This window comes from Gilliamella sp. Pra-s60 (assembly GCF_009795755.1).
Classification (GTDB): Bacteria; Pseudomonadota; Gammaproteobacteria; order Enterobacterales; family Orbaceae; genus Gilliamella.
The window spans coordinates 25,023-48,513 of record NZ_WTFA01000010.1; the positions used below are offsets into that span (position 1 = coordinate 25,023).

Below are 23,491 nucleotides of genomic sequence, written 5' to 3' on the forward strand. Positions count from 1 at the left end.
GGCATAATGTTTATCGATACGCATTGCCATTTTAATTTTCCACTGTTTACACAGCATATTGCTGAGTCGATATATCAGATTCAACAAGCGAATATTACAGGATTAATTATTCCCGCTGTTTCAGCTTCGCACTTTAATACAATCTTACAGCTTTCTGAAACTTATGATGAAATTTATACAGCATTAGGCTTACATCCTATTTATCGGCATACTCAGGCTGATCTACAACAATTAATAAGTATACTAAAAACTAATCCCCAAAAACTTGTCGCCATTGGTGAGATTGGCTTAGATAGACACAATTTAACTATCGATTGGCAAGAGCAACTTATAATTTTCAGGGAACAATTATCGCTTGCTAAACAGTTTGATTTACCTGTTTTGATTCACTCTCGTAAAACACATGATATTATCTATCATGAACTACATCGAGCCAATTTACCTTGTCGTGGCGTGATACATGGATTTTCAGGTAGCTATCAGCAAGCAATGCAATTTATTAAACTCGGTTATTATATTGGTGTGGGAGGTGTAATTAGTTATTCTAGAGCCAATAAGACTCGCAATACAATTGCTCAATTACCACTTGAAAGCCTAGTACTTGAAACAGATGCACCCGATATGCCATTAAGTGGACGTCAAGGTCAACCAAATCGCCCTGAATACATTACCGAGGTTTTTAAGATCTTAACACAATTACGCAATGAGCCGTCAGATCACATACTCAACACAATTTTAACAAACACTTTGACGTTATTTAACAGAATCAATAGTATAAAAAAAAGCTAAAATAACTTCATAAACGTTACAGAATTATTTTACCAAACCATAGCATTTAAATTATTTTAGGCTAAATTAAAATGAATAGTGAATCACAGTTTTCCCCTTTTGTGTATCGCATATTACCATGGATTGCGGCATTTGCTTTTTTTATGCAATCGCTCGACACCTCGATATTAAATACCGCACTACCTACCATGGCAAGGGATCTTAATGAGTCGCCCTTAAACATGCAGTCTGCTGTGATAAGTTATGCTTTAACCTTAGCTTTATTTATTCCTGTTAGTGGCTTTTTATCGGATAAATTTGGTACTAGAAATATCTTTGTTATGGCCGTCTCACTATTTACGTTAGGATCACTACTTTGCGCTTTATCCAATTCTTTAATTTTTTTAGATATATCACGAGTAATTCAAGGTATTGGTGGCTCGATGATGGTACCTATATCACGTTTAGTATTGATAAAATCTTTTAAGCGTAGTGATTTTTTAGCAGCTTTAAATACTGCCACAATTCCAGGTTTAATCGGTCCTGTTTTGGGGCCAGTTTTGGGGGGATATTTGGTTGATGTGGTCAGTTGGCATTGGGTATTTTTTATTAATTTACCCATTGGTATTTTAGGTGTGATAATCAGTTGGAAATATATGCCTAATTTAAAAGGTCAACATATGCCTTTTGACTTATTTGGCTTTATCTTTATTGTTATTAGCTTTATAAGTGCCACGTTAAGTGTCGAAATTTTAAGCCAAGATCAGACATACCCTGTTCCATTACTACTTGCAATAATCTGCCTACTATTTTTATTGATTTATCGCAGGTATGCAAGAAAGAAACACAACCCTTTATTTCCATTATCACTCTTTAAGATTCGAACATTCAAAATCGGTATTATTGGCAATCTAGTTTGCCGATTAGGAATATCAGGTGTACCTTTTCTAATTCCGTTATTATTACAAATAGGATTTGGCTACTCTGCTATCTTTGCTGGTATTATGCTAGTGCCAATGGCTATTGCTTCACTTTGTACCCGAATATTTATTCCACGTATTTTAGCGCGTTTAGGTTACCGCTTCGTACTCATTACCAATACAATTTTAGCTGGTATAATGATTGTTTTAATGTCCCAGTTAAATTTATCGACACCTCTTATCCTTATCGGTTTATTGCTATTTTGTATCGGCGGCATCAATTCCATGCAATATACTGCCATGAATAGCATAACTCTTGCTAACTTAGAAAAAGATAATACAAGTAGTGGCAATAGTTTAATGGCAGTAAATCAACAATTAGCAATCAGTTTTGGTACAGGTTTTGGCGCAGTTTTACTGCGATTGATTAGCAACTCAACGAGTACTCTTCACGCATTTCAATTAACATTTGTTATACTTGGAGTAGTTACAGTGCTATCAAGCTTTATTTTCGCACAACTAAAAAAAGAAGACGGACAAAATCTAACTACTCATCACCAAGAAACAAGGAGATAAATCTATGTTCCAATACCAAATCATCCCCGTTACCGCTTTTCAAGAAAATTGTAGCATTATTTGGTGTGATGAAACGATGGAAGGTGCAATTATCGATCCCGGTGGCGAACCCGAACTCTTGAAAAAAGCAGTTGAGAAGCTAGGCGTTAATATTAAGCAAATTTTATTAACCCATGGACATTTAGATCATGTTGGTGCAGCAGCCGAGTTGGCTAAACATTATCATGTAAGAATAATGGGATCTAGTGCCGAAGATGAATTTCTATTCACCAATTTGCCACAACAATGTATACAATTTGGCTTTCCTCATATTGAAAGTTTTTTACCAAATCACTGGTTAAAGGAAGGCGATAAAATTCAAGTTGGTAAAATTGAACTTGACGTACTTTTTTGTCCGGGACATACACCGGGACACATTGTTTTTATTAATCATTCAGACACACTAGCCTTTGTTGGTGATGTATTATTTAAAGGCAGTATAGGGAGAACTGATTTTCCTCGTGGTAACTATACTGATTTAATTTCGTCCATAAAAAATAAGTTATTTCCACTTGGTGATAACTTTCTTTTTGTACCAGGACACGGCCCAATGTCAAGTTTTGGTTATGAACGGAACAGCAATCCTTATTTAGTTTAAATTAAATATTCACGTTGTTATCGTATCCTTTATTTTATAGGGAATAGCAACTATTTTAATTTCAATGTAAACAATTTAAACAAAAAACAGTTTACATTGAAATGTATTGCGCTATTATTGATTTACTATTTATATATCAAAGGTAGAAAGCAATGAAACAACAATCCACTTCATATTATCCAACATTTATCACAACCCTGGTAAATTTATCTTCTTGGCAACGTAAACTATTAACCACCACCAGTGCAGCGCTCCTTTTAGGACTGGCAGCTAATATTAGCATACCAACTTATCCCGTGCCTTTTACATTACAATCATTATCCGTTTTGTTAATTGGCGCTTTTTTAGGTCGTAAGTTAGGTGCATTAACAATAATTCAATACCTTTTTTTAGGGGCGATTGGGTTACCACTATTTGCCAATGGTAGTGGTGGAATTATAGCGTTAGCATCACCTTCTTCAGGTTACTTATATGGCTATGTATTTAGTGCCTATTTAGCAGGTTTTGCAGCTGAAAAGGGTTATGATCGTCACTTTATTTTAGGATTAATTGCATTCGCTTGCGCGCATCAATTGTTATTTGTATTTGGTGTTGTCTATTTAATGGGTTATTTACACATTACGCTTATTGACGCTTTAAAAGTGGGGTATCTGCCATTTGTTGGTGTTGATGCGCTTAAATTTATTATCGCGACTTGTGTAATGTTTTCACTATGGCGTTATCGTGCTAAAAAACAATAATATCCAATGCGGAGATATTATCTTCCAAAGCCTTAAAAAAAATAATGCTTTTAATGGTGCTGTAAGCCGTTCAGGAGCAGTACCAAACATAGATGAAATAACCAAAAGCATTAATCATGTTGGTTTATACGTTGGAAATAATATTGTCATTGAAGCAACACAAAACTATGGCGTGATTGAACAATCATTGACTAATTTTATTTGTGCAGCTAAGCACAATATCATTGGTAGAATCCATGACTTAGTTGTTATTCAAAATGCACTAAGACGAGTAAAACAATGCTTAGGTTCACCTTACAATCACAGCTTTCATCCCAATGCAGATGGCTTTTATTGTAGCGAACTGATTACTTATGCCTTTAAAACTGAACAAGGTAATGACTATTTTGCATTATATCCGATGAATTTTAATGACTTAACAACAAATGAAATTTTGTCTTATTGGGTTGATTATTATCGAGATCTAAATCAGGTTATTCCACAACAAGAACTAGGATCACACCCACAACAATTACTCAGACAACGCCATTTATTCAAGACAATCCTAACACTTGAATAATAATAAAAAGAGGAAATTTTACACAAAAAAGCATTTCAAATAATTTAACTATTGACATAGCGCCATTAAATCTATAATATGCGCGCTACATTTCGGTTCCTCCATAGTTCAGTCGGTAGAACGGCGGACTGTTAATCCGTATGTCACAGGTTCAAGTCCTGTTGGAGGAGCCAACTTTCAAAAAACTAACCTCCTTTATTTTCCCATAAAAACTATCAACATATCGATTTGTTTCTTAAAAATTATTTATTCTATTTATCTAAAAAATACTATTGTATTTGTAAATAACTTGTTCATACTATTTTAGTAACTTTATCAAAATTAACGATATAGATTTTATCCAATCATCATATTGATAGAACGGGAGAATTTACCAATGCATATCCATTTTATTATTCATGAAGATTTTGAAGCACCGGGGGCTTATGAGCAATGGGCAATAAATCATCATCACACAATAACTTACTCTCGTGTTTATCTTGGCGAATCACTGCCGAAAAGCGTTAATGGTATTGATTTACTAATTATCATGGGTGGTCCTCAATCTCCATCAACAACCAAACAAGAGTGTGCTTATTTTGATTCACAGGCAGAACAAACCGTTATTTTATCGGCAATAAATGCCGGTAAAATGGTTATTGGAGTGTGTTTAGGGGCACAATTAATTGGTGAGGCATTAGGTGCAAGTCATACTCAAAGTCCCGAAAAAGAAATTGGTAAATTCCCGATTACATTAACGCAAATCGGCAAAGAACATCCTCTATTTGCTGACTTTGATCATACCTTAGCGGTAGGACATTGGCACAATGATATGCCAGGTTTAACCAATAACGCCCAAATCATCGCTTATAGTGAAGGGTGTCCTCGTCAAATCATTGCTTATGATAAACTTGTCTATGGCTTTCAATGCCATTTGGAATTTACCCCAAATATCGTTGAAGCGCTTATTGCTCATTCACAAAAAGAGCTTAGCCAAGCTGAAAAATATCGCTTTGTTGATACACCAGATAAGCTTCGTTCTCATGATTACACTGAAATGAATCAAACACTTTACAAATTTCTTAATAAGCTAAGCCAACACTATCAAGCATCATTAAATAAATAAAACTTTAGATATTTACAGATAAGGAAATTAAATATTATGCAAAATAGTGCTGTTGAAAAACCAGAAAAACGCAGCAATTTAAGACTAAAATTAGGCAAAGAGTACTTTATATTAAAACGCAAACTTGATTGGTGGCGACAGCGCAAATCCTATAGTGTGGTTGATATTAATGACAATACATGCCGTTATTCACATAAAAAACACCGGTCTGTTTTGTTACGCCAATTAAAAGACGTTGATATGTATTTACAGTACAACAAAATCACAAATCTTCGTTTAGCGATTGAAAAACTCAATGGCTCAATCATAAAACCGAATCAACGGTTTTCGATCTGGCACAAAGTAGGACGCCCATCAAAACGTCGAGGATTTCTAGAAGGATTATCACTGCATAATGGACAAATTGGTAAAGATATTGGCGGCGGTTTGTGCCAATTAGGTAACTTAATTTATTGGATTGTATTACATTCTGATTTGACTATAGTTGAGCGTTGGCGACATAGCTTTGATGTTTTTCCTGATGTTAATCGTACCATTCCGTTCGCCTGTGGTGCAACTTTATCGTATAACTATGTGGATTTACAATTACTAAACAAAACCAATACCACTTATCGACTTAATCTTTGGCTTGATGATGAATATTTACATGGCGAATTACTTGCTGATACGCCTTTATCTTATACTTATCAAGTTTTTGAGACCGATCACCGCATTGAACAACAATGGTGGGGAGGGTACACCAGACATAATAAAATATGGCAACGTAAAACACATTTAATTGACAATCACGTTGAAGAAAAGTTAATTAGTGAAAATCACGCCATTATGATGTATATACCCTATTTAAAAAATAATGAAAGTTAATAAAATAGATAGTCATTAGCTATCTATCTAATAGATTGTTAGTAATTTCAATAGCCCGTATACTGCTGGAATAAAGCAGTTAATAATACCAGAAAGGAACAATACCATGGCTTATACTTTACCGCCCCTACCTTATGCTTATGATGCATTAGAACCTTATATCGATTCAGAAACCATGCATCTTCATCATGACAAGCATCATCAAACTTATGTGAATAATGCGAATGCGGCGATTGAATCATTGTCTGCTGAACTAAAAGAATTATGCCCAAGCGAATTATTAAAAAATTTAGATAAAGTCCCCGCTGACAAATTAACCGCTATCAAAAATAATGTGGGTGGACATGTTAACCACACCTTATTCTGGGAACTGTTAAAAGTTGGTACCGAGCTTAAAGGTGAACTTAAAGCAGCAATCGAAAAGGATTTTGGTTCGGTTGATGCGTTTAAAGAAAAATTTGCAGCAGCGGCAGCCACTCGCTTTGGTTCAGGTTGGGCTTGGTTAGTACTACAAAATGGCAAACTTGCTGTTGTATCTACTGCTAATCAAGATTCTCCAATTATGGGCGAAAAATTTGCGGGTGTTTCTGGTACGCCAATTTTAACGCTTGATGTTTGGGAACACGCTTATTACTTAAAATATCAAAATCGCCGTGTTGATTACATCGGTGCCTTTTGGAATGTAGTCAACTGGGATAAAGTTGCCGAACTTTATGCTCAAGCTAAATAATAATTATTATAAAAATAAATTTTTATTAAAAATGACGTATTATGCGTCATTTTTATTTTTTAATTTATCAATAAGTTAACCTTACAGACCTAAAATTGGTCATTGCTAAATCATGCCTAAATCCGCTACAATGAGCGATTCTTAAAAAAATCAAAGCCAATAAAATCCAAATAAAAATATGTTTGAAGTTAATCCAGTAAAAACCAAAATAGCTGAACTTACCGAGCGCACTGCTGTGATTCGGGGGTATCTTTGACTATGATGTCAAAAAAGAACGGCTAGAAGAAGTTAATGCCGAACTAGAACAAGCCGAAGTTTGGGCCGATCCTGAAAAAGCACAAGCATTAGGTAAAGAACGCGTTGCACTTGACGAAATCATCAACACGATCAACTCGTTAAATCAAGGTCTTGATGATGTAGAAGGCTTGCTTGAACTGGCTATCGAAGCCGAAGATCAAGACACCTTTGACGAAACCCTGTTCGAACTTGAACAATTAGAAAAAAAATTAGCAGGGCTTGAGTTTCGACGAATGTTTTCAGGCAATTACGACAGTGCAGATTGTTATTTGGATATTCAATCAGGTTCTGGGGGCACAGAAGCGCAAGATTGGGCTGAAATGTTACTTAGAATGTATTTACGTTGGGCTGAATCAAAAGGCTTTACAACCGAAGTAATGGAAGTTTCAGATGGCGATGTTGCTGGCATCAAATCAGCAACAATTAAAGTATCGGGTGATTATGCTTATGGTTGGTTACGCACCGAGACAGGGGTTCATCGTTTAGTACGAAAAAGTCCATTTGATTCGGGTAATCGACGTCATACTTCGTTTGCTTCAGTGTTTGTGTATCCTGAAATTGATGACGATATTGATATTGATATTAATCCAGCCGATCTTCGTATTGATGTTTACCGAGCATCGGGAGCTGGTGGTCAACATGTTAATAAAACCGAGTCTGCAGTACGTATTACCCATGTTCCAACAGGCATTGTAACACAGTGCCAAAATAACCGATCACAACACAGCAATAAAGATCAAGCCATGAAACAGTTAAAAGCAAAACTGTATGAGCTTGAAATGCAAAAAAAGAATGCCGAAAAACAGCAAATGGAAGAAAACAAGTCTGACATTGGTTGGGGAAGTCAAATTCGATCTTATGTGCTTGATGATTCACGCATTAAAGATTTACGCACAGGCGTCGAAACCCGTAATACGCAAGCCGTATTAGATGGCGATTTAGATCAATTTATTGAAGAAAGCTTAAAAGCAGGTTTATAAACCGCTTGGTTATAAATAAAAGGTAAAACTATGTCAACACAGCAGCAAGATCAACAAAACCAAATTGAAGAGTTAAATAACGAACTAAAAGTACGTCGTGAAAAGCTCGCACAGCTTCGTGAACAAGGTATTGCATTTCCTAATGATTTTCGCCGTGATGCGATTTCAAACGATCTTCATCAACAATATGGCGATAAAACCAACGAAGAGCTTATTGAACAGAAAATTACCGTAACGGTGGCAGGACGTATGATGATGCGTCGTATTATGGGTAAAGCCTCGTTTGTTTCTTTACAAGATGTTGCTGGGCAAATCCAACTTTACGTTACCCGTGATGATTTACCAGAAGGTTTTTATAATGAACAATTTAAAAAGTGGGATTTAGGGGACATTGTTGGTGCTAAAGGTTACCTATTTAAAACTAAAACAGGTGAGCTTTCTATTCACTGTGAAGAAATTCGTTTACTGACCAAAGCACTTCGCCCATTACCAGATAAGTTTCATGGACTTGCTGATCAAGAGATGCGTTATCGTCAACGTTACTTAGATCTTATCACCAATCAAGAATCAAGAGAAACGTTTAAAGCACGTTCAAAAGTAGTCAGCGAAATTCGTAACTTTATGATTGAAAACCACTTTATGGAAGTTGAAACGCCAATGATGCAGGTAATTCCGGGTGGTGCATCAGCTAAACCATTTATTACACATCACAATGCGCTTGATTTAGACATGTATATGCGTATTGCACCTGAACTTTACTTAAAACGTTTAGTCGTAGGTGGTTTTGAGCGAGTATTTGAGATCAACCGTAACTTCCGTAACGAAGGTGTATCGCCAAGGCATAACCCAGAATTTACCATGATGGAAATGTACATGGCTTATGCTGATTACAAAGATCTGATCGTATTAACAGAAGCATTATTCCGTCGTTTAGCAATTGCAGTAACAGGCGATGCGGTTGTGCAATATGGCGATCATACTTTTGATTTTGGTAAACCTTTTGTCAAAATGACCATGCGTGAGGCTATTTGCCATTACCGTCCAGAAACCAATAATGCAGACTTAGATGATTTTGATAAAGCTTGTGCTATTGCACAGTCAATTGGCATTAAAATTGAAAAAGGTTGGGGACTTGGTCGTGTTGTGACTGAAATTTTTGAAGAAGTGGCTGAATCAAACTTAATTCAACCAACTTTTATTACCGAATACCCAGCAGAAGTATCACCGCTTGCTCGCCGTAACGACGAAAACCCATTTGTAACAGACCGATTCGAGTTCTTTATTGGTGGTCGTGAAATTGGCAATGGATTCTCAGAACTTAACGATGCCGAAGATCAAGCTCAACGCTTTGCCGATCAGGTATCACAAAAAGATGCCGGAGATGATGAAGCGATGTTCTATGATGAAGATTACATCACCGCACTTGAACACGGCTTACCGCCAACGGCAGGGCTTGGGATCGGTATTGACCGTACTGTGATGCTATTTACTAATAGTCACACGATTCGTGACGTTATTTTATTCCCAACCATGCGTCCAATCAAATAAAACCGCTTATCACTAAAAACACACTTATTTTTTGATAAGTGTGTTTTTATACTCAAACACATACTTTCCTGAAATTGTTTTAACAAACAACTGATTGTTTTTTAGATCATGTTCTTGTAAAAAATATTCAGGAGTCTGTACCGTTTCGTGATTTATTATTAATTTACAGCAGTTATTTGTTAAAACAGACATAACTACCATTCAATTAAAAATACATAAAACTGACTTACCCTAAACAAATGGCAAAGCCAAAAAGTGACAGGTTAATACAGTGATATTATCAATATCGTTGGCTATAAAAATAACCAACGATATATAAGGAATTTAATGAGTATTAGTCGACTTTTCTTGATGAGGTAAGATCAGGTTTAATACAATGGCTAAAATTCCACACAAGCTTATACCTTGTAATGCATATGATCCAAAGTCAAAAATCATACCACCAATACCAAACACCAAAACTAGTGAAACAATACACATATTACGTGATACAGACAGATCGACTTTATGTTTGATTAAAATATTAATACCTACTGATGCAATAGAGCCAAATAGCAACACCATAATACCGCCCATAACCACCGTTGGAATTGAACTTAAAAATGCACCAATCTTACCAACAAAAGACATTAAAATAGCCCAAACCGCTGCCCATGTCATTACGCGAGTTTTAAAATTTCGGGTTAAGGTTACAGCGCCAATTACTTCAGCATAAGTAATACAAGGTGGTCCACCAAAAAGGCCGGCAACCGAAGTTGCAAATCCATCACCTAATAATGTGCGTTGCAAACCGGGATCACGAGTATAATCTTTACCCGTTACCGAACCAATCGCCATAATATCACCTACATGCTCAATGGTTGGTGCAATAACAATTGGAATCATATATAAAATTGCTTGCCAATGAAACTCAGGAAACGTGAAATCGGGTACTTTAAACCATGGTGCGTCAATAATTGGCTGGAAATTGACAATACCAAACACACAAGAGAGCGTATATCCAACTACAATACCCGCAATAATAGGTAATAATTTTAAAAACCCTTTTGCCCAAATTGCCACAATTAAAGTCGTTAATAATGAACTCATGGATATTATAATTAATTGATAATTTTCGACTGGCACCTTAATGTCTTTACCCATTGCCATTCCTACCGCAACAGGTGCAAGTGATAAACCAATAACCATAATAATTGGACCAGTTACAACTGGTGGTAATATACGGTCAATAATATGGCTACCATTGATTTTTACTAAAAAAGCAAAAAACATAAAAACAAAACCCGCAGCCACTAAACCGCCTAAAGTGGCAGGAACGCCCCATTGAGCAACACCAAATGAGATAGGGGCAATAAAAGCAAATGATGACGCTAAAAATACAGGAACTTTACCTTTAGTTGTCAGTTGAAATAACAACGTACCAACACCAGCAGTAAAAAGAGCGACATTTGGGTTTAATTTTGTTAAAAGGGGAACTAATACCAAAGCCCCAAAGGCGACAAATAACATCTGTGCGCCGGTAAAAATATCTTGCCATGAATGCTTATGCTGTGATGTTATATTTTTTGTTTTATCTGTTGTGACGTTGTTCACATCTCGCCTCTCTTACTTAACTAAGTTTGTTATCTAACTTACTTGATTTACAAGCATAAAAAAACCGGCTTAACCGGTCTAAAAATTGAGATTTTATTTTGTGCCGAAGATTTTGTCTCCTGCATCGCCAAGTCCTGGCAATATATAACCTTTTTCGTTCAATCTTTCATCAATCGATGCGGTATAAAGTTCAACGTCAGGATGCGCTTTTTCTAATACCTTGATACCTTCTGGCGCAGCCACTAACACTAATACCTTAATATTTTTACAACCTGCTTTTTTAAGCAAATCAATGGTTGCCACCATTGACCCACCAGTTGCTAACATTGGATCAACAACTAAAGCCATTCGCTCTTCAATATCCGAGGTTAGTTTTTGGAAATAAGGAACTGGTTCAAGCGTTTCTTCGTTACGATAAAACCCCACAACACTAATACGCGCACTTGGAATATGCTCAAGCACACCATCCATCATACCTAAGCCCGCACGCAAAATAGGCACAACCGTAATTTTTTTACCTTTAATTTGTTCAACTTCAACAGGTCCACACCAACCATTTATGGTGACTTTTTCGGTAGGAAGATCCGCTGTGGCTTCATACGTTAATAAACTGCCAACTTCACTGGCAAGATCGCGGAAGTCTTTAGTGCTAATATCGTGTTCACGCATTAAACCAATTTTATGACGAACGAGGGGATGTTTAACTTCAACTATTTTCATGGGGGGAACCTCAGTGTTATTTTCTATAATCTGTTAGTTGGTATAAATAACCACTGAGCGGTAATTCTAGCATAGAACTTACTTTATGAAAACCGAGAATCCACAAGCAACACAAAGTAAAATCGATTTTAATATTAACTACTATTTTATCAAAAATATTTGATCAAAAATTGTTTAATCAAATGCTCTCACCATCTAAATACTCAACAGGCAAATCAATCACTTTTTGCTCTACTTTTTCACCATTAATTCGTTTTAATAACAGTTCTGCGGCAATTTTCCCCATTTCAACTCTTGGTGTTTGTATAGAAGCTAATTTCGGATTCATAAATTGACCAATTTGATGTCCATGAAAGCCAACAATCGCTATTTGTTTTGGCACGTCAATTCCCATCCGTTGGCACTCAAGTAATACACCTAAAGCCAAGTCATCATTAGTACTAAAAATACCATCAACACAAGGGAACTCGATTAAAATTTGCTGTAAAAATCTAGCCCCTAACTTATAAGATGACGCTTCCTTAGTCGCTAACGTTCTTGGCGTTAGTCCGGCCTCTTCCATAGCCTTTTCATAACCTTTTTGACGAATAATACTACGCTGATCTTGCCTTGCACTAAAATAAACAATATTACGCCGCCCTTTAGCTATCATGCGATGGATCATATTTCTAGTAGCCGTAAAGTTATCAAACCCAACCGCCATATCAATACAAGGCGAAACACTATCCATAATCTCAACCACTGGCACGCCAGCCATTTCGATCATCTTTAATGTTGCGGGAGTATGTGTTCTTTCGGTTAAAATCAAACCATCAATATTATACGAAAGTAATGAACGCAAACGGGACTCTTCTTTTTCTGCACTGTATCCAGTATGAGTAATCATGGTTTGATACCCTCTAGCATCAGTCACCATTTCAATACCTTTTAGAATATCGGCAAAAACCTGATTGGTTAAAGAAGGAAACACAACCCCGATGGCATTACTTTTTGCATTAGACAGCATATCAGGTGCTTTATTAGGAATATAACCAAGCTCATCAATCGCAGCTGAAATTTGTAATTGAAGAGGTTTAGACACCAAATTGGGATCACGCAAAAAACGACTTACCGTCATTTTACTAATCCCAATTAAATTGGCGATCTCTTGCAAACTTGTTCGACGTTTTTTATTCCCACTCATTTATGATTTTCCGGTAGTTTTGGTTGCCAATCAATGGGGATTTTACCTTGTTGCACAATAATATCATTTGCTTTAGAAAAGTGCTTACAACCAAAAAAGCCCCGATGAGCAGACAACGGTGACGGATGCACAGAGGTCAAAACATGATGTTTTTGCCGATTAATAAATTGCCCTTTTTTTTGTGCAGGTGATCCCCACAACAAAAAAACAACGCCTTCAAGATACTGATCAATTGTCGCAATAACATGATCGGTAAAGGTTTCCCAACCAATTTTAGCGTGAGAATGCGCTTGCCCTGCTTCAACCGTTAGTACATTATTTAACAACAACACACCTTGAGTCGCCCAAGAAGCTAAATAACCATGAGAAGGCATCTCAAAACCATCAATATCTGTTGATAGCTCTTTATAAATATTCAATAACGATGGTGGTGGTTTAACACCCGGTAACACAGAAAAAGATAAACCATGAGCCTGATTAGGACCATGATACGGATCCTGACCAATAATAACCACTTTAATATTATCAAATGGCGTAAAACGAAACGCATTAAAAACATCATGCTGAGGAGGATAAATAACTTTGCCATTGGCTCGCTCTGAAGCCACAAATTGCATTATTTGTTGAAAATAGGGCTTTTCTTTTTCACCCCCGATAACATCATGCCAAGTTAAATTTGTCGTCATATTTTATACCACTTATTGATAATGCCTATATTGCTTAGCAAAAGCTAATTCAGCTTAAGACATAATAACCCAACAAAAGCAAAAATTAAAATTAAAGGTATTACTTATCGAATCAATAGCTTTTTTTGACTTTAATCAAATTTTTAAAGTGCTATATTAACCTTAGTTATTTTAGGGCAATAAAGCCCGTTAGGAGGATTTAAAATGATTACAGGTATCCAAATTACTAAAGCAAACAACGCTGCACTTCTTAACTCTTTTTGGTTATTAGATGACACAACTAAAGAAGCTCGTTGTGTTGCAGCTAAATCAGTTTATAAAGAAGACCAAATTATCCCAACTGCAGAACTTGGTCAATTCGAATATCGTGAAGTACCATTAGACGTTGCACCAACTATTAAAGTTGAAGGTGGTCAACATTTAAACGTTAACGTTCTTCGTCGTGAAACTTTAGAAGACGCTGTTCAACATCCAGAAAAATATCCACAATTAACCATTCGTGTTTCTGGATATGCAGTACGTTTTAACTCACTAACTGCTGAACAACAACGCGACGTTATTGCTCGTACATTCACAACTAAAATCTAATTAGTTGATTTAAATAAAAAAGCCCAGCAAAAGCTGGCTTTTTTATGGCGTTTTCGGAAAAATCGCCAAAAAAAACTTAAATAAAATCAATACCTTTCCTGACAACTTTTTGCTAAGGAATGTTAAATTTGGGTGATGATTTGTTACGTTTTTTAATAACCAAGTCAGTGGGTTGTTTGGGTGGGGATAAACCAAAAATCAATCGCACCGGTCAGGGAGTGGCAATTAAGGTGCGTATTTTGGTGTTAAGCGTGTCCATTAATTAAATTAACACGGCTTTATTAAAGCACACTGCAAACACTTACCACACTATGACAACCAACTGCTTGGTTATTTTATGTTGATTAAAAGCCCCAACCTTACAGGATGGGGCTTTATTCTTTGTTATATTGTCCTCTCAGGCACCGTAACCCCCTTCCGCGCCCTAAGGATTAAGAACTAAACGCTAAAAGCTAAGGTGCGGTGCAAACAGCGTAACTATAGCTGGAAAAGATGATGCGGACTTTGCCCATGGACGAGTAGACAGGGAGCTGGCGGCTACCTGCCGCGTCGCTCGTCCAGTAGCCGGTGTCGTAGCGTTCGACGAAGTCTGCAGCAGCGTAGTGGCGCATGGAGCCCCACTCCGTGAAAAATCCTGCGCCTATGTGGCGCATGTAATGATTATCTGATGAGCGAGGTGAGGCGCCTAAATTTTGATAGTTTGAATTGGTTAAATCCCTTACCTTAGGCATTCGATAACCCAAACTTCTACACCATGCTGTTTGAGTAGAAGCGTTAGCTGTTTGACTACTCCGATTGACGAACCACTGCTTTAACACAAATCCATACTTCACCTCATTACCACTTCTATCCCTACCGACCAACTCAAACGTCTGTGGCAAAGGTGGACGTGTAAGTGAACTTGGACTACTTGAGTTTATTTGACTATAACTTGCCCTAGGACCATGCAACGTTACCCGTGCTACATTTTTTGATTTATTCCTAATCCATTCATCAGCTTGGATAGTAAACCCATTTGAGGCTGTGAATGTCCCTGTTAACGGCCTTGTCCATCTCACCGTTGCGGTTATTCCACTATGAGTGACTGGAGACCAAGTTAACTGACTTCCATCTAATCCACCTATATCCAAATCAAAATACAAACCATCTGCTCCTGTAGTAGGAAAGTTTAACTCGTAAGATGATGAGTTTGTTGACTGAACTAAAAAGCCCTTAGTAGGAGACCATATGTTAGCTGGGCCTGCGTAGCGGGGGTCGTCCCCAGAATCAATGCCAGTTGTTCCACCATACAACAAATTCGGCCTGACCGCACAAATACCCACATTATCATATGGAGCAATATAATAATCCACCGCAGCACCACTAAAACTACTACTCCTTGGCACACCATACTGCGTACTTAATGTGCCACCTGAGCTTGTTAGCGTTACCTTGTAAGGGGCACCGCATATACTTAATGCATCGCTGCGATTAACCGTATTACCGTTTTTATCCTTAAACGTTACCGATATACTCCCTGATGCCGTTACCTGTCCATCTCCATCATCATCTCCCCAATTTCCCTGAGTAACTAAATCATTCATGGTGATTGAACTCCGTGATGGCGGAACTATCATATCTATATGACTTAAGTTACTCCCTACATATGGCAACCTGATTGGATTGCTTGGCGTAGACGGGTTGGTTGACCTTGTGTATACCGTGCCATCCTGCAACTTTATTGACAATAAACTGTCTGTATTAGTTAATTTTGTCCGCCCTCCATCGAACGTTAAATACGGCGCACTACCCTCTATTACCCTTGATGTATAAGCCGTTAACGCCTCTGTATCCTGCGTATATGACAATAACAACAATGGCGCAAAGAATAATGCGGATTTAGATAACAATGAAGGTTTAAATAGTAATGGCGGTTTGGATAACCACTTGGATATCGGCGATAATTTTGCCGAAAATATGGCCGATGACGGCGTCGATTTCGCTACGCGAAATGACCTCAATGATGAAAATAACTGTGGCGCCTGTTTTTGACCACTGTGTGAATCAATAAGATTTAGGGCATAGGTTTGGCAGGCCAGATGCCAGATGCCAGATGCCAACCATGGTAATGCATTTTTATTTCCTTGTCAAGTAATTTCTTGTTTTATTTGAATTTTTATAATTGCTCGCCTAATTAATAAGCGATTCATTGCCTGAAAAAGCTTAAAAATTATAACTTGATGGTGAATAGTTCGCCACTTTTTTTGTTAATTTATTGTAAAGAATTGTTGGGGTTAAGAGGGCGTTGCTTTGGTTTTTTTGGGGGAACATTTTTGTTTGATAAAAACGATCTATAAAAACTTCAATAAAATCAATACCTTTCCTGACCAATTTTTGACGAAAAATATTATTAATAAAAAACAAAAATAGATGGCATTTGTGTCTTTAAGTTTTGTTACTTACACTTAATTTGATATTAACATACGCAATAGCTAAACCTATTGCGTATTTGTTAGATGACTTTAAAACATAATATTATTTTTGGATTTTTTAATCCAGATGACTAAAAAGAGTGTTCTCCCTGCGCTAAATAAACTATAAGAGAGCCATAACCCATGATTGCCCCAAATGGGTACAAATAGATATTGTGCAATGAACCATAGCAATAGCGCTAAAATCATTGAGTCACGAATAGACGATGTATAGCTAATTCCCGAAAATACGCCATAATAAATAAGCCCGCCAGCAACCACAATAGGGAATACAATAAGCCAGTATTGATATTCAGTACATAGGTTAATAATGTCGGTTTGATTAGTGAGCAACCGAATAATCATTGAATCAAATCCCAACCAAATCGCTATCAAAACAACAGGACAAATAAGGCATGATAGCAATGACCAACGTAGTGTTTGATTGTATAACGTGATGTCTTTTGTTCCTTTAGCTTTACCACTAAAAACACTCGATGCATTGGCAAAACCATCAAATAAGTAAGCCATTAAATAGTGGATTTGAAATAAAACCGCATTAGCGGCTAATACTTCAGTATTAAAACGAGAGCCAATCGAGATAAAATGGTTGGTAACAATAAGCAAACAGATAGTTCGAATCATTAAATTGGTATTAACTAAAATTACCCCTTTTAAAGATTGCCAAGATAATATGGCTTTGAAATCTGTTTTTTGCTCGGTTTTGGGTAGATAGGCATAAATAAACCAAATGCCCAATAGTGTACAGATGATTTGTGCACTAAGCGTAGCAAAAGCGACACCTTGAATATCAAAATGAAAACCCCAAACAAACGTGGCAGCCATAACAATGTTAAGTAAATTGATTAATACTTGCAAAAACAAAACCGCTTTTATTTTTGCCATGCCCATTAACCAACCCACTAAAACATAATTGATTAAAACAAAAGGTGCCCCCCAAATTAGAATAGTAAAATAGGTGTGGGCGTGGTGTTTTACTTCTTCATTTGGTTTTATAAGTTGCATGGCGGTATTAAATATTAGGCTTTGAAAAATAATAAAAACAATACCTAATAAAATGGCAATAAAAAGCGGACGAATAAGCGAGGATCTTAATAAAATAGGATCATCTAATGCTTGCGCTGAAAACCCTGTGGTGCTGACTCGTAAAAAGCCAAATAGCCAATAAATAGTATTAAAAATCACGGTGCCCACAGCAATACCCGCAATAAAGGCAGGATTAGGTAAGTGACCAACTAAAGCAGTATCAACCACGCCAAGCAATGGCGTTGTGATTGTTGAAATAATAAAGGGGATAACTAGCGCAAGGTAGTCTTTAAAATGGTATTGTTTGTTTGAATTTGAAGATGGGGTCATAATCTAAAATCCTAAAATAGATTCAAGAAGTTGTTTAGAATAAGGGTGATTGATTTGGCTTAATTGAGAAATATTATCCACCTGCTCAACAATTTGTCCTTGATAAAAAAAGATTACCTTATCGCACAAATAAGTGATGGTCGTTAAATCATGAGTGATAAAAATCGTGGTCAGGTTTAGCTGTTTTTGTAAATCGGCAAGTAAAGATAAAATTTGAGTTTGTACTGATATATCTAACGAACTGACTGCTTCGTCAAATAGAATAAATTTAGGTGAGCAAGCAATCGCCCGTGCAATACAAATCCGTTGCAATTGACCGCCACTCATTTCATGAGGAAAGCGGTGATAAAAAGAGTGATCTAACCCGACTTGTTCTAACAGTGCATCAATTCGTTTTTGACGTTCTTTGGTTGATATTTTTTCATAAATATCAATAGGTTCAGCAATAATTTCAGCGGTAGTAAAATAAGGGTTAACTGATGCATTATAGTCTTGAAATACGGCACTAATATCACGCCGCATTGAGGATTTTCGCCAAATGCGTTGAGATGTATCAAATCCATTAAAGTAAATGTTTCCACTATCTGGCTTTTCAAGCCCTAAAATCAGTTTACCTAGGGTACTTTTACCACTGCCACTTTCCCCAATAATCCCCAAACACTGACCTTGATATAATGAAAACGAGACATCATTAATTACCGATATTTTTTTGCGACCAAGTAAGCCTTGATTGGGTTGTAAAAACGATTTTTTTACATGCTCAAGTTGTAATAACGGTGGCATTTAGATTGTCTCCGAATTAGGTGTCATATAATTGGGTTGAACAACACAATTAAATTTGGCTAATAATTGCTTACGAGCATTAATTAAATATTGAGTATAATCATTTTTAGAATGATAAAAAATATGATCTCGACTTCCTTGTTCCACAATGGTCCCTTTGTTCATTACCAAAATGTGATCGGCTATATGGTGAATAACGCCTAAATCATGTGAGATAAATATCATGGATGTTTTGGATTGTTGTTTAATTTGTTCAAATATTTTTAGAATATGAAATTGGCTAATTGAATCTAATGCAGTTGTTGGTTCATCGGCAATAATTAGCTCGGGTTCAAGCATCAGAGCAATACCAATCATTATTCGTTGTAGCATACCACCACTTAACTGGTGAGGGTATCGATTATAAATTTGTTTAGGATTATCAAGACCGATATCTGTTAGCATATTAAGCGTTTTAGTTACGGCTTGATTTTTAGTGGTTGGTTGATGAGCCAATAGCGTTTCAACAACTTGTTTACCAACACAGTAAAGCGGATCAAAAGCACTCATTGGGTGCTGTAAAATGACCGAAATCACATTACCACGAATGAAACGTAATGTTTCGTTGTTTTGTTTTAACAAATCGCCATTTTGTTGTAACTTAAGTCGTGTTTTTTGGGGTGAAAACAGGATTTGCCCTTGAACTGAAAAATAAGGTTCTAACAACCCCATAATCGCTTTGCATGTTAAGCTTTTGCCACTACCACTTTCACCAACAATACCTAAACATTGATGATGCTTTAGATGAAATGAAATATTATTTAATAGTGGCTTGCAGTTATCTAGTGTTACGGTGAGATTGTTAACTGTAAGCAATGTGTCACTCATGCTGTTTTTTCCTTTGGATCTAAAATATCTCGCAAACAATCCCCTAGCATATTAAATGCAGCAACCACAATCAAAATAGCCATCCCCGGAAAGACCATTTGCATCGGGTGCTGAATCATTACGTTTTTGGCTTCGCTTAACATCAATCCCCATTCTGCGGTGGGTGCTTGTACACCTAATCCAATAAAAGAAAGTGCCGAAATGTTTAAAATGACCCACCCTGTATCGAGTGTAGCAAGCACAACAAGTTCAGACATTATATTAGGTAGCAAGTGGCGCCGAATAATAAAAAAATGAGGAGCACCAATTGTGCGTGAGAAAAGAATATAGTTTTTACGGCTATACTTGATTACAGAACTACGAATCATTCGGCTATACCAAGCCCATTTGACAACAATATTAGCAATAATTACGTTTTCAATACCCACCCCAAGCACGCCGACAATGGCTAGTATCATTACCTGACTTGGAAAAGAAAGCATGATATCGCAAAGGCGCATAATACATTCATCAAGTTTACCTCTTTTATAGCCTGAAATAAGCCCAATGATCGTTCCAATAACAATTGTTATTGCCATGGTCAATATCGACAAAAATAGCGTTGAGCGAATGCCATAAAGTAACCGAGAAAAGATATCCCGACCTAAATGATCACAACCAAACCAATGCTGAGCAGAAACCGATGCATATTTGCGCACAATGCGAACTTTATTTGGATCAAATGGAGCAATATAAGGGGCTAAAATACCTAAAACAATAATCACACCAATAATCGTTAAACAGCATAATGCTATTTTATTTTTGAACAGTTGCTTAAGTTGGTTCATGAAAGGCTACCACTCTCTTTTAATCGTGGATCAAGTAATAGGTGTAAAACATCCACAATAAAATTACAAACAACAAATAAAATAGCCATCAATAAGATATAAGCTTGAATAACAGGGTAATCTCGATTCATTATTGCAGAAATACACAACCGCCCAAGCCCTGGCCAAGAAAATATATACTCAACAACAAACGAACCCGCAATTAATTGCGGAATGGTCATACCTAATGCGGTGATGGTGGTTTGTAATGAATTGACTAATACATGTTTTAAAATAATTGTGCGTTCTTTTAACCCACGACTACGAGCATAAAAAATAAAATAATTATGCATGTTTTCAATCATGTTATTACGAATAAAGCGAATGTAAGTAGAAATATATACAAACGATAATGTCATTGTAGGTAAAACTAAGTTTTGCCAAGAACCATAACCATTAGTTGGCAATAGATCAAGATAATTGGCAAATAACCAAATAAATAATAACCCAAGCCAATAGCTTGGCATCGCTGTACCTAAGAAGATAATGATACGCAAAATCCGATCAAACGCAGAATTAGCAAAAATGGCGCAGAGTATGCCAAAAACTAAACTAATAATAAGGGTAAAAACAAAGGACGATGTAGCTAAAATAAGTGTTGGTTTTAAACTGCGGATCATCTCATCCCAAACAAATCTGTCTCGATGAGTAAATGAGCGACCAAAATCGAGATGAAAGACGTTATACAGCCAGTTAAAATAACGATACCAAAAAGGTTCATTTAAACCAAGCTCTTGGCGCATACTTTCAATGGCTTCAGGCGTTGGCATAATTTCGTTTAGGCGTAATGCAACTTCGGCAGGATCTGAAGGTGCTAAATTAATCAGTAAAAATGCGATAAATGAGATACCGATAAGAATCGGTATCATCATAATTAGACGTTTGAAAATATAATTTAACATTATTATTAAATAATAAAATCAACAAATTAATAGTGCATTTTATCGAATGGAATATCAAATTGCGACGGCGCAAATTCAATGCCTTTTAGTGACTTAATAGCAATCGCGCGGTTACGTTCATAAGTTAAAGGAATGTATACCGCTTCGTTATGAAGCGTTTCCAGTACATAACGATAAAGCGCTTGTCGCTCTTGTTCATCGGTGGAAATAAGCGCTTTGCTAATACTTGCATCAATTTTAGCCTTTTCTGCTAAGCCTTGCTGAGCAATATAATCACCATAAACAGGCAACTTCATGCCAGATAAGAAAGACTGCGGATCATAAGGCATCCCCCACGAAATATCAAAAACCATATCAAAATCACCGGCTTTTTGGCGATCGCGATACCCTTGCTCTTCTTCACCGTGAATATTCAATTTTAAACCAACTTGTTCAAATTCATCTTGCATATATTGAGCAATGGTTTTTTGCGAAGCTGTGTTGCTATCATAGTAAAGGGTGATTTCGAACGGTTTACCTTCTTTTTGACGATATTGCTCACCATCCACTTTAACCCAACCCGCTTTATCAAGTAGTTGTGCTGCTAATTTTGTGTCGTACTGATAGGGTTTTAGTCCAATATTGGCATAAGGAATATTGGTTGCCATTAAGGTATCGGCTGGGGCTTCACTACCATTAAAAATACCTTCAGAAACATCTTTTTTACTGATGATATGCTCAATAGCTCGGCGCACATTGGCATCGTTAAGTTGTGGTCTTGTTGTATTCATCAAAACCATTCGACTTGAAACAGGTTTTGACATTAATGTTTGAAACTTATCCATTTTAGCAAATCGTTCATACGAATCAGCATCGACCATATTTTTACCGTAAATAAGATCAATTTCACCTTTTTCAAGCGCCATCAAACGGCTTTGGTTATCAGCGATCACTTTCATTGTGACTTTTTTAATTTGCGGTTTTGTGCCCCAGTAGTTAGGGTTTTCATTAAAAATAGCATACTGATCTTTTTTATGATCGCCTAAAATATAAGGACCTGTACCAATATAAGATTTAACGCCATTTTTAGTTTCGCCATCAATCATAGAATTTGGTGAAATAAAGCGCATTGGTCTTGTAACGGCAATTTCAATCAAGAATGGGTAATAAGGTTCTGATAGGTTAACTTGTAAAGTATAATCATCTACAGCTTTGATTTCGGTAATTAGGCGTACCATTTCAAGCCAAGTATGGCGTACTTTATTTGACAGCACGGCATCCCAGTTTAGCTTTGCGCTATGGGCATCAAATTTAGCACCATCACTAAAAGTGACATCTTTTCTTAACTTAAACGTATACGTTTTGCCGTTGTTAGTAATAGTCCAGCTTTCAGCAAGCCAAGGCGAAAAGGTACCATCCTCGTTGTAATGAACCAGCGACTCATAAAGCATATTTTGCGCCCACATTTCGCCACCATAAAGGTGTGGATTCAAATCACGAATATCACGAAAGTTTGCAAAAGTAATATCATCTTTAGCAAAACAGTTAAGACTCATGGTTGTTAAAAGCAAAGCAATGAATAAACGTTTTATACAGCTAAAATTAAAATGCATACAAAATCCATTAATTATCATTATCAAAGCTAAAATAGTAGCATAAACACAAATGATAATAAATATCATTTGGTTACTTTAATAAAAAACATCTTAAAAATCATCATGATTAAAATGATAAATTGGAGCTAGTGAAAATTGAATAAATGATGATACCAAT

The 23,491-nt window shown here is 36.5% G+C and carries 22 protein-coding genes and 1 tRNA gene; 12 read left to right on the forward strand and 11 right to left on the reverse strand.

What is annotated here, in order from left to right; genetic code table 11:
• The first annotated feature begins 6 nt into the window (after nt 1–6).
• The 11 genes from GQ596_RS07835 (at nt 7) to lysS (ending at nt 9,724) form a co-directional block, all read left to right on the forward strand.
• The gene (locus GQ596_RS07835; protein ID WP_160401121.1) at nt 7–789 is read left to right on the forward strand and encodes a TatD family hydrolase; all 783 of its coding nucleotides are present in this window, start codon (nt 7–9) and stop codon (nt 787–789) included.
• A 71-nt stretch (nt 790–860) separates the two neighbouring features.
• The gene (locus GQ596_RS07840) at nt 861–2,264 is read left to right on the forward strand and encodes a DHA2 family efflux MFS transporter permease subunit (protein ID WP_160401122.1); all 1,404 of its coding nucleotides are present in this window, start codon (nt 861–863) and stop codon (nt 2,262–2,264) included.
• A 4-nt stretch (nt 2,265–2,268) separates the two neighbouring features.
• Complete coding sequence (locus GQ596_RS07845; protein WP_160401123.1) at nt 2,269–2,901, forward strand: MBL fold metallo-hydrolase; 633 nt, start codon at nt 2,269–2,271, stop codon at nt 2,899–2,901.
• A gap of 152 nt (nt 2,902–3,053) precedes the next feature.
• Complete coding sequence (locus GQ596_RS07850; protein WP_160401124.1) at nt 3,054–3,641, forward strand: biotin transporter BioY; 588 nt, start codon at nt 3,054–3,056, stop codon at nt 3,639–3,641.
• Nucleotides 3,625–4,200, forward strand: coding sequence for a YiiX/YebB-like N1pC/P60 family cysteine hydrolase (locus GQ596_RS07855; protein ID WP_160401125.1), 576 nt, complete (start codon nt 3,625–3,627; stop codon nt 4,198–4,200). The genes GQ596_RS07850 and GQ596_RS07855 overlap by 17 nt, the downstream gene beginning before the upstream one ends.
• A 97-nt stretch (nt 4,201–4,297) precedes the next feature.
• Nucleotides 4,298–4,373: transfer RNA gene (locus GQ596_RS07860), tRNA-Asn, on the forward strand.
• 203 nt (nt 4,374–4,576) lie between these two features.
• Complete coding sequence (locus GQ596_RS07865; protein WP_160401126.1) at nt 4,577–5,305, forward strand: type 1 glutamine amidotransferase; 729 nt, start codon at nt 4,577–4,579, stop codon at nt 5,303–5,305.
• 36 nt (nt 5,306–5,341) lie between these two features.
• Complete coding sequence (locus GQ596_RS07870) at nt 5,342–6,169, forward strand: VanW family protein (RefSeq protein WP_160401127.1); 828 nt, start codon at nt 5,342–5,344, stop codon at nt 6,167–6,169.
• Between the two features lie 106 nt (nt 6,170–6,275).
• Complete coding sequence (locus GQ596_RS07875; RefSeq protein WP_160401128.1) at nt 6,276–6,899, forward strand: Fe-Mn family superoxide dismutase; 624 nt, start codon at nt 6,276–6,278, stop codon at nt 6,897–6,899.
• 178 nt (nt 6,900–7,077) lie between these two features.
• A protein-coding gene (gene prfB, locus GQ596_RS07880; RefSeq protein ID WP_160401129.1) for a peptide chain release factor 2 occupies nt 7,078–8,176 on the forward strand; the annotation gives its coding sequence in 2 pieces (ribosomal slippage) (nt 7,078–7,152 and nt 7,154–8,176; 1,098 coding nt in all).
• Nucleotides 8,177–8,206: 30 nt separating this feature from the next.
• Nucleotides 8,207–9,724, forward strand: a complete 1,518-nt coding sequence (gene lysS / locus GQ596_RS07885) for a lysine--tRNA ligase (RefSeq protein ID WP_160401130.1) — start codon at nt 8,207–8,209, stop codon at nt 9,722–9,724.
• 324 nt (nt 9,725–10,048) lie between these two features.
• Here the strand turns inward: lysS and GQ596_RS07890 are convergent, their stop codons facing one another.
• The 4 genes from GQ596_RS07890 to ung form a co-directional block, all read right to left on the reverse strand.
• On the reverse strand, nt 10,049–11,317 hold the full coding sequence (locus GQ596_RS07890) for a uracil-xanthine permease family protein (RefSeq protein ID WP_202113769.1): 1,269 nt from the start codon (nt 11,315–11,317) through the stop codon (nt 10,049–10,051).
• A gap of 93 nt (nt 11,318–11,410) precedes the next feature.
• On the reverse strand, nt 11,411–12,037 hold the full coding sequence (upp, locus tag GQ596_RS07895) for a uracil phosphoribosyltransferase (protein ID WP_160401131.1): 627 nt from the start codon (nt 12,035–12,037) through the stop codon (nt 11,411–11,413).
• A 178-nt stretch (nt 12,038–12,215) separates the two neighbouring features.
• Nucleotides 12,216–13,220 carry a gluconate operon transcriptional repressor GntR gene (gene gntR, locus GQ596_RS07900; RefSeq protein WP_160401132.1) on the reverse strand — a complete coding sequence of 335 codons (1,005 nt, stop codon included), beginning with the start codon at nt 13,218–13,220 and terminating at the stop codon, nt 12,216–12,218.
• Nucleotides 13,217–13,906 carry a uracil-DNA glycosylase gene (gene ung, locus GQ596_RS07905; protein ID WP_160401133.1) on the reverse strand — a complete coding sequence of 230 codons (690 nt, stop codon included), beginning with the start codon at nt 13,904–13,906 and terminating at the stop codon, nt 13,217–13,219. Before ung ends, gntR begins: the two co-directional genes overlap by 4 nt.
• A gap of 204 nt (nt 13,907–14,110) precedes the next feature.
• Here ung and grcA point away from each other — a divergent pair, with 204 nt between their 5' ends.
• Complete coding sequence (gene grcA / locus GQ596_RS07910) at nt 14,111–14,494, forward strand: autonomous glycyl radical cofactor GrcA (protein WP_160401134.1); 384 nt, start codon at nt 14,111–14,113, stop codon at nt 14,492–14,494.
• 452 nt (nt 14,495–14,946) lie between these two features.
• Here the strand turns inward: grcA and GQ596_RS07915 are convergent, their stop codons facing one another.
• The 7 genes from GQ596_RS07915 to nikA all read right to left on the reverse strand — a co-directional run bounded on the left by GQ596_RS07915 (nt 14,947) and on the right by nikA (nt 23,331).
• Nucleotides 14,947–16,593 carry a hypothetical protein gene (locus GQ596_RS07915; protein ID WP_160401135.1) on the reverse strand — a complete coding sequence of 549 codons (1,647 nt, stop codon included), beginning with the start codon at nt 16,591–16,593 and terminating at the stop codon, nt 14,947–14,949.
• A 402-nt stretch (nt 16,594–16,995) separates the two neighbouring features.
• Complete coding sequence (locus GQ596_RS07920) at nt 16,996–18,321, reverse strand: MATE family efflux transporter (RefSeq protein WP_160401136.1); 1,326 nt, start codon at nt 18,319–18,321, stop codon at nt 16,996–16,998.
• Nucleotides 18,322–18,324: 3 nt separating this feature from the next.
• Entirely contained in the window at nt 18,325–19,104 is a 780-nt protein-coding gene (locus GQ596_RS07925) for an ABC transporter ATP-binding protein (protein ID WP_160401137.1), read from the reverse strand.
• On the reverse strand, nt 19,105–19,971 hold the full coding sequence (locus GQ596_RS07930; protein ID WP_160401138.1) for an ABC transporter ATP-binding protein: 867 nt from the start codon (nt 19,969–19,971) through the stop codon (nt 19,105–19,107). It abuts the gene before it with no gap.
• The gene (gene opp1C / locus GQ596_RS07935) at nt 19,968–20,798 is read right to left on the reverse strand and encodes a nickel/cobalt ABC transporter permease (RefSeq protein WP_160401139.1); all 831 of its coding nucleotides are present in this window, start codon (nt 20,796–20,798) and stop codon (nt 19,968–19,970) included. Before opp1C ends, GQ596_RS07930 begins: the two co-directional genes overlap by 4 nt.
• Entirely contained in the window at nt 20,795–21,739 is a 945-nt protein-coding gene (gene opp1B, locus GQ596_RS07940) for a nickel/cobalt ABC transporter permease (protein WP_160401140.1), read from the reverse strand. The genes opp1C and opp1B overlap by 4 nt, the downstream gene beginning before the upstream one ends.
• A 26-nt stretch (nt 21,740–21,765) precedes the next feature.
• Nucleotides 21,766–23,331 (reverse strand): nickel ABC transporter substrate-binding protein, encoded by a 1,566-nt coding sequence (nikA, locus tag GQ596_RS07945; protein WP_202112562.1) that lies wholly within the window; start codon nt 23,329–23,331, stop codon nt 21,766–21,768.
• Between the last annotated feature and the right edge of the window lie 160 nt (nt 23,332–23,491).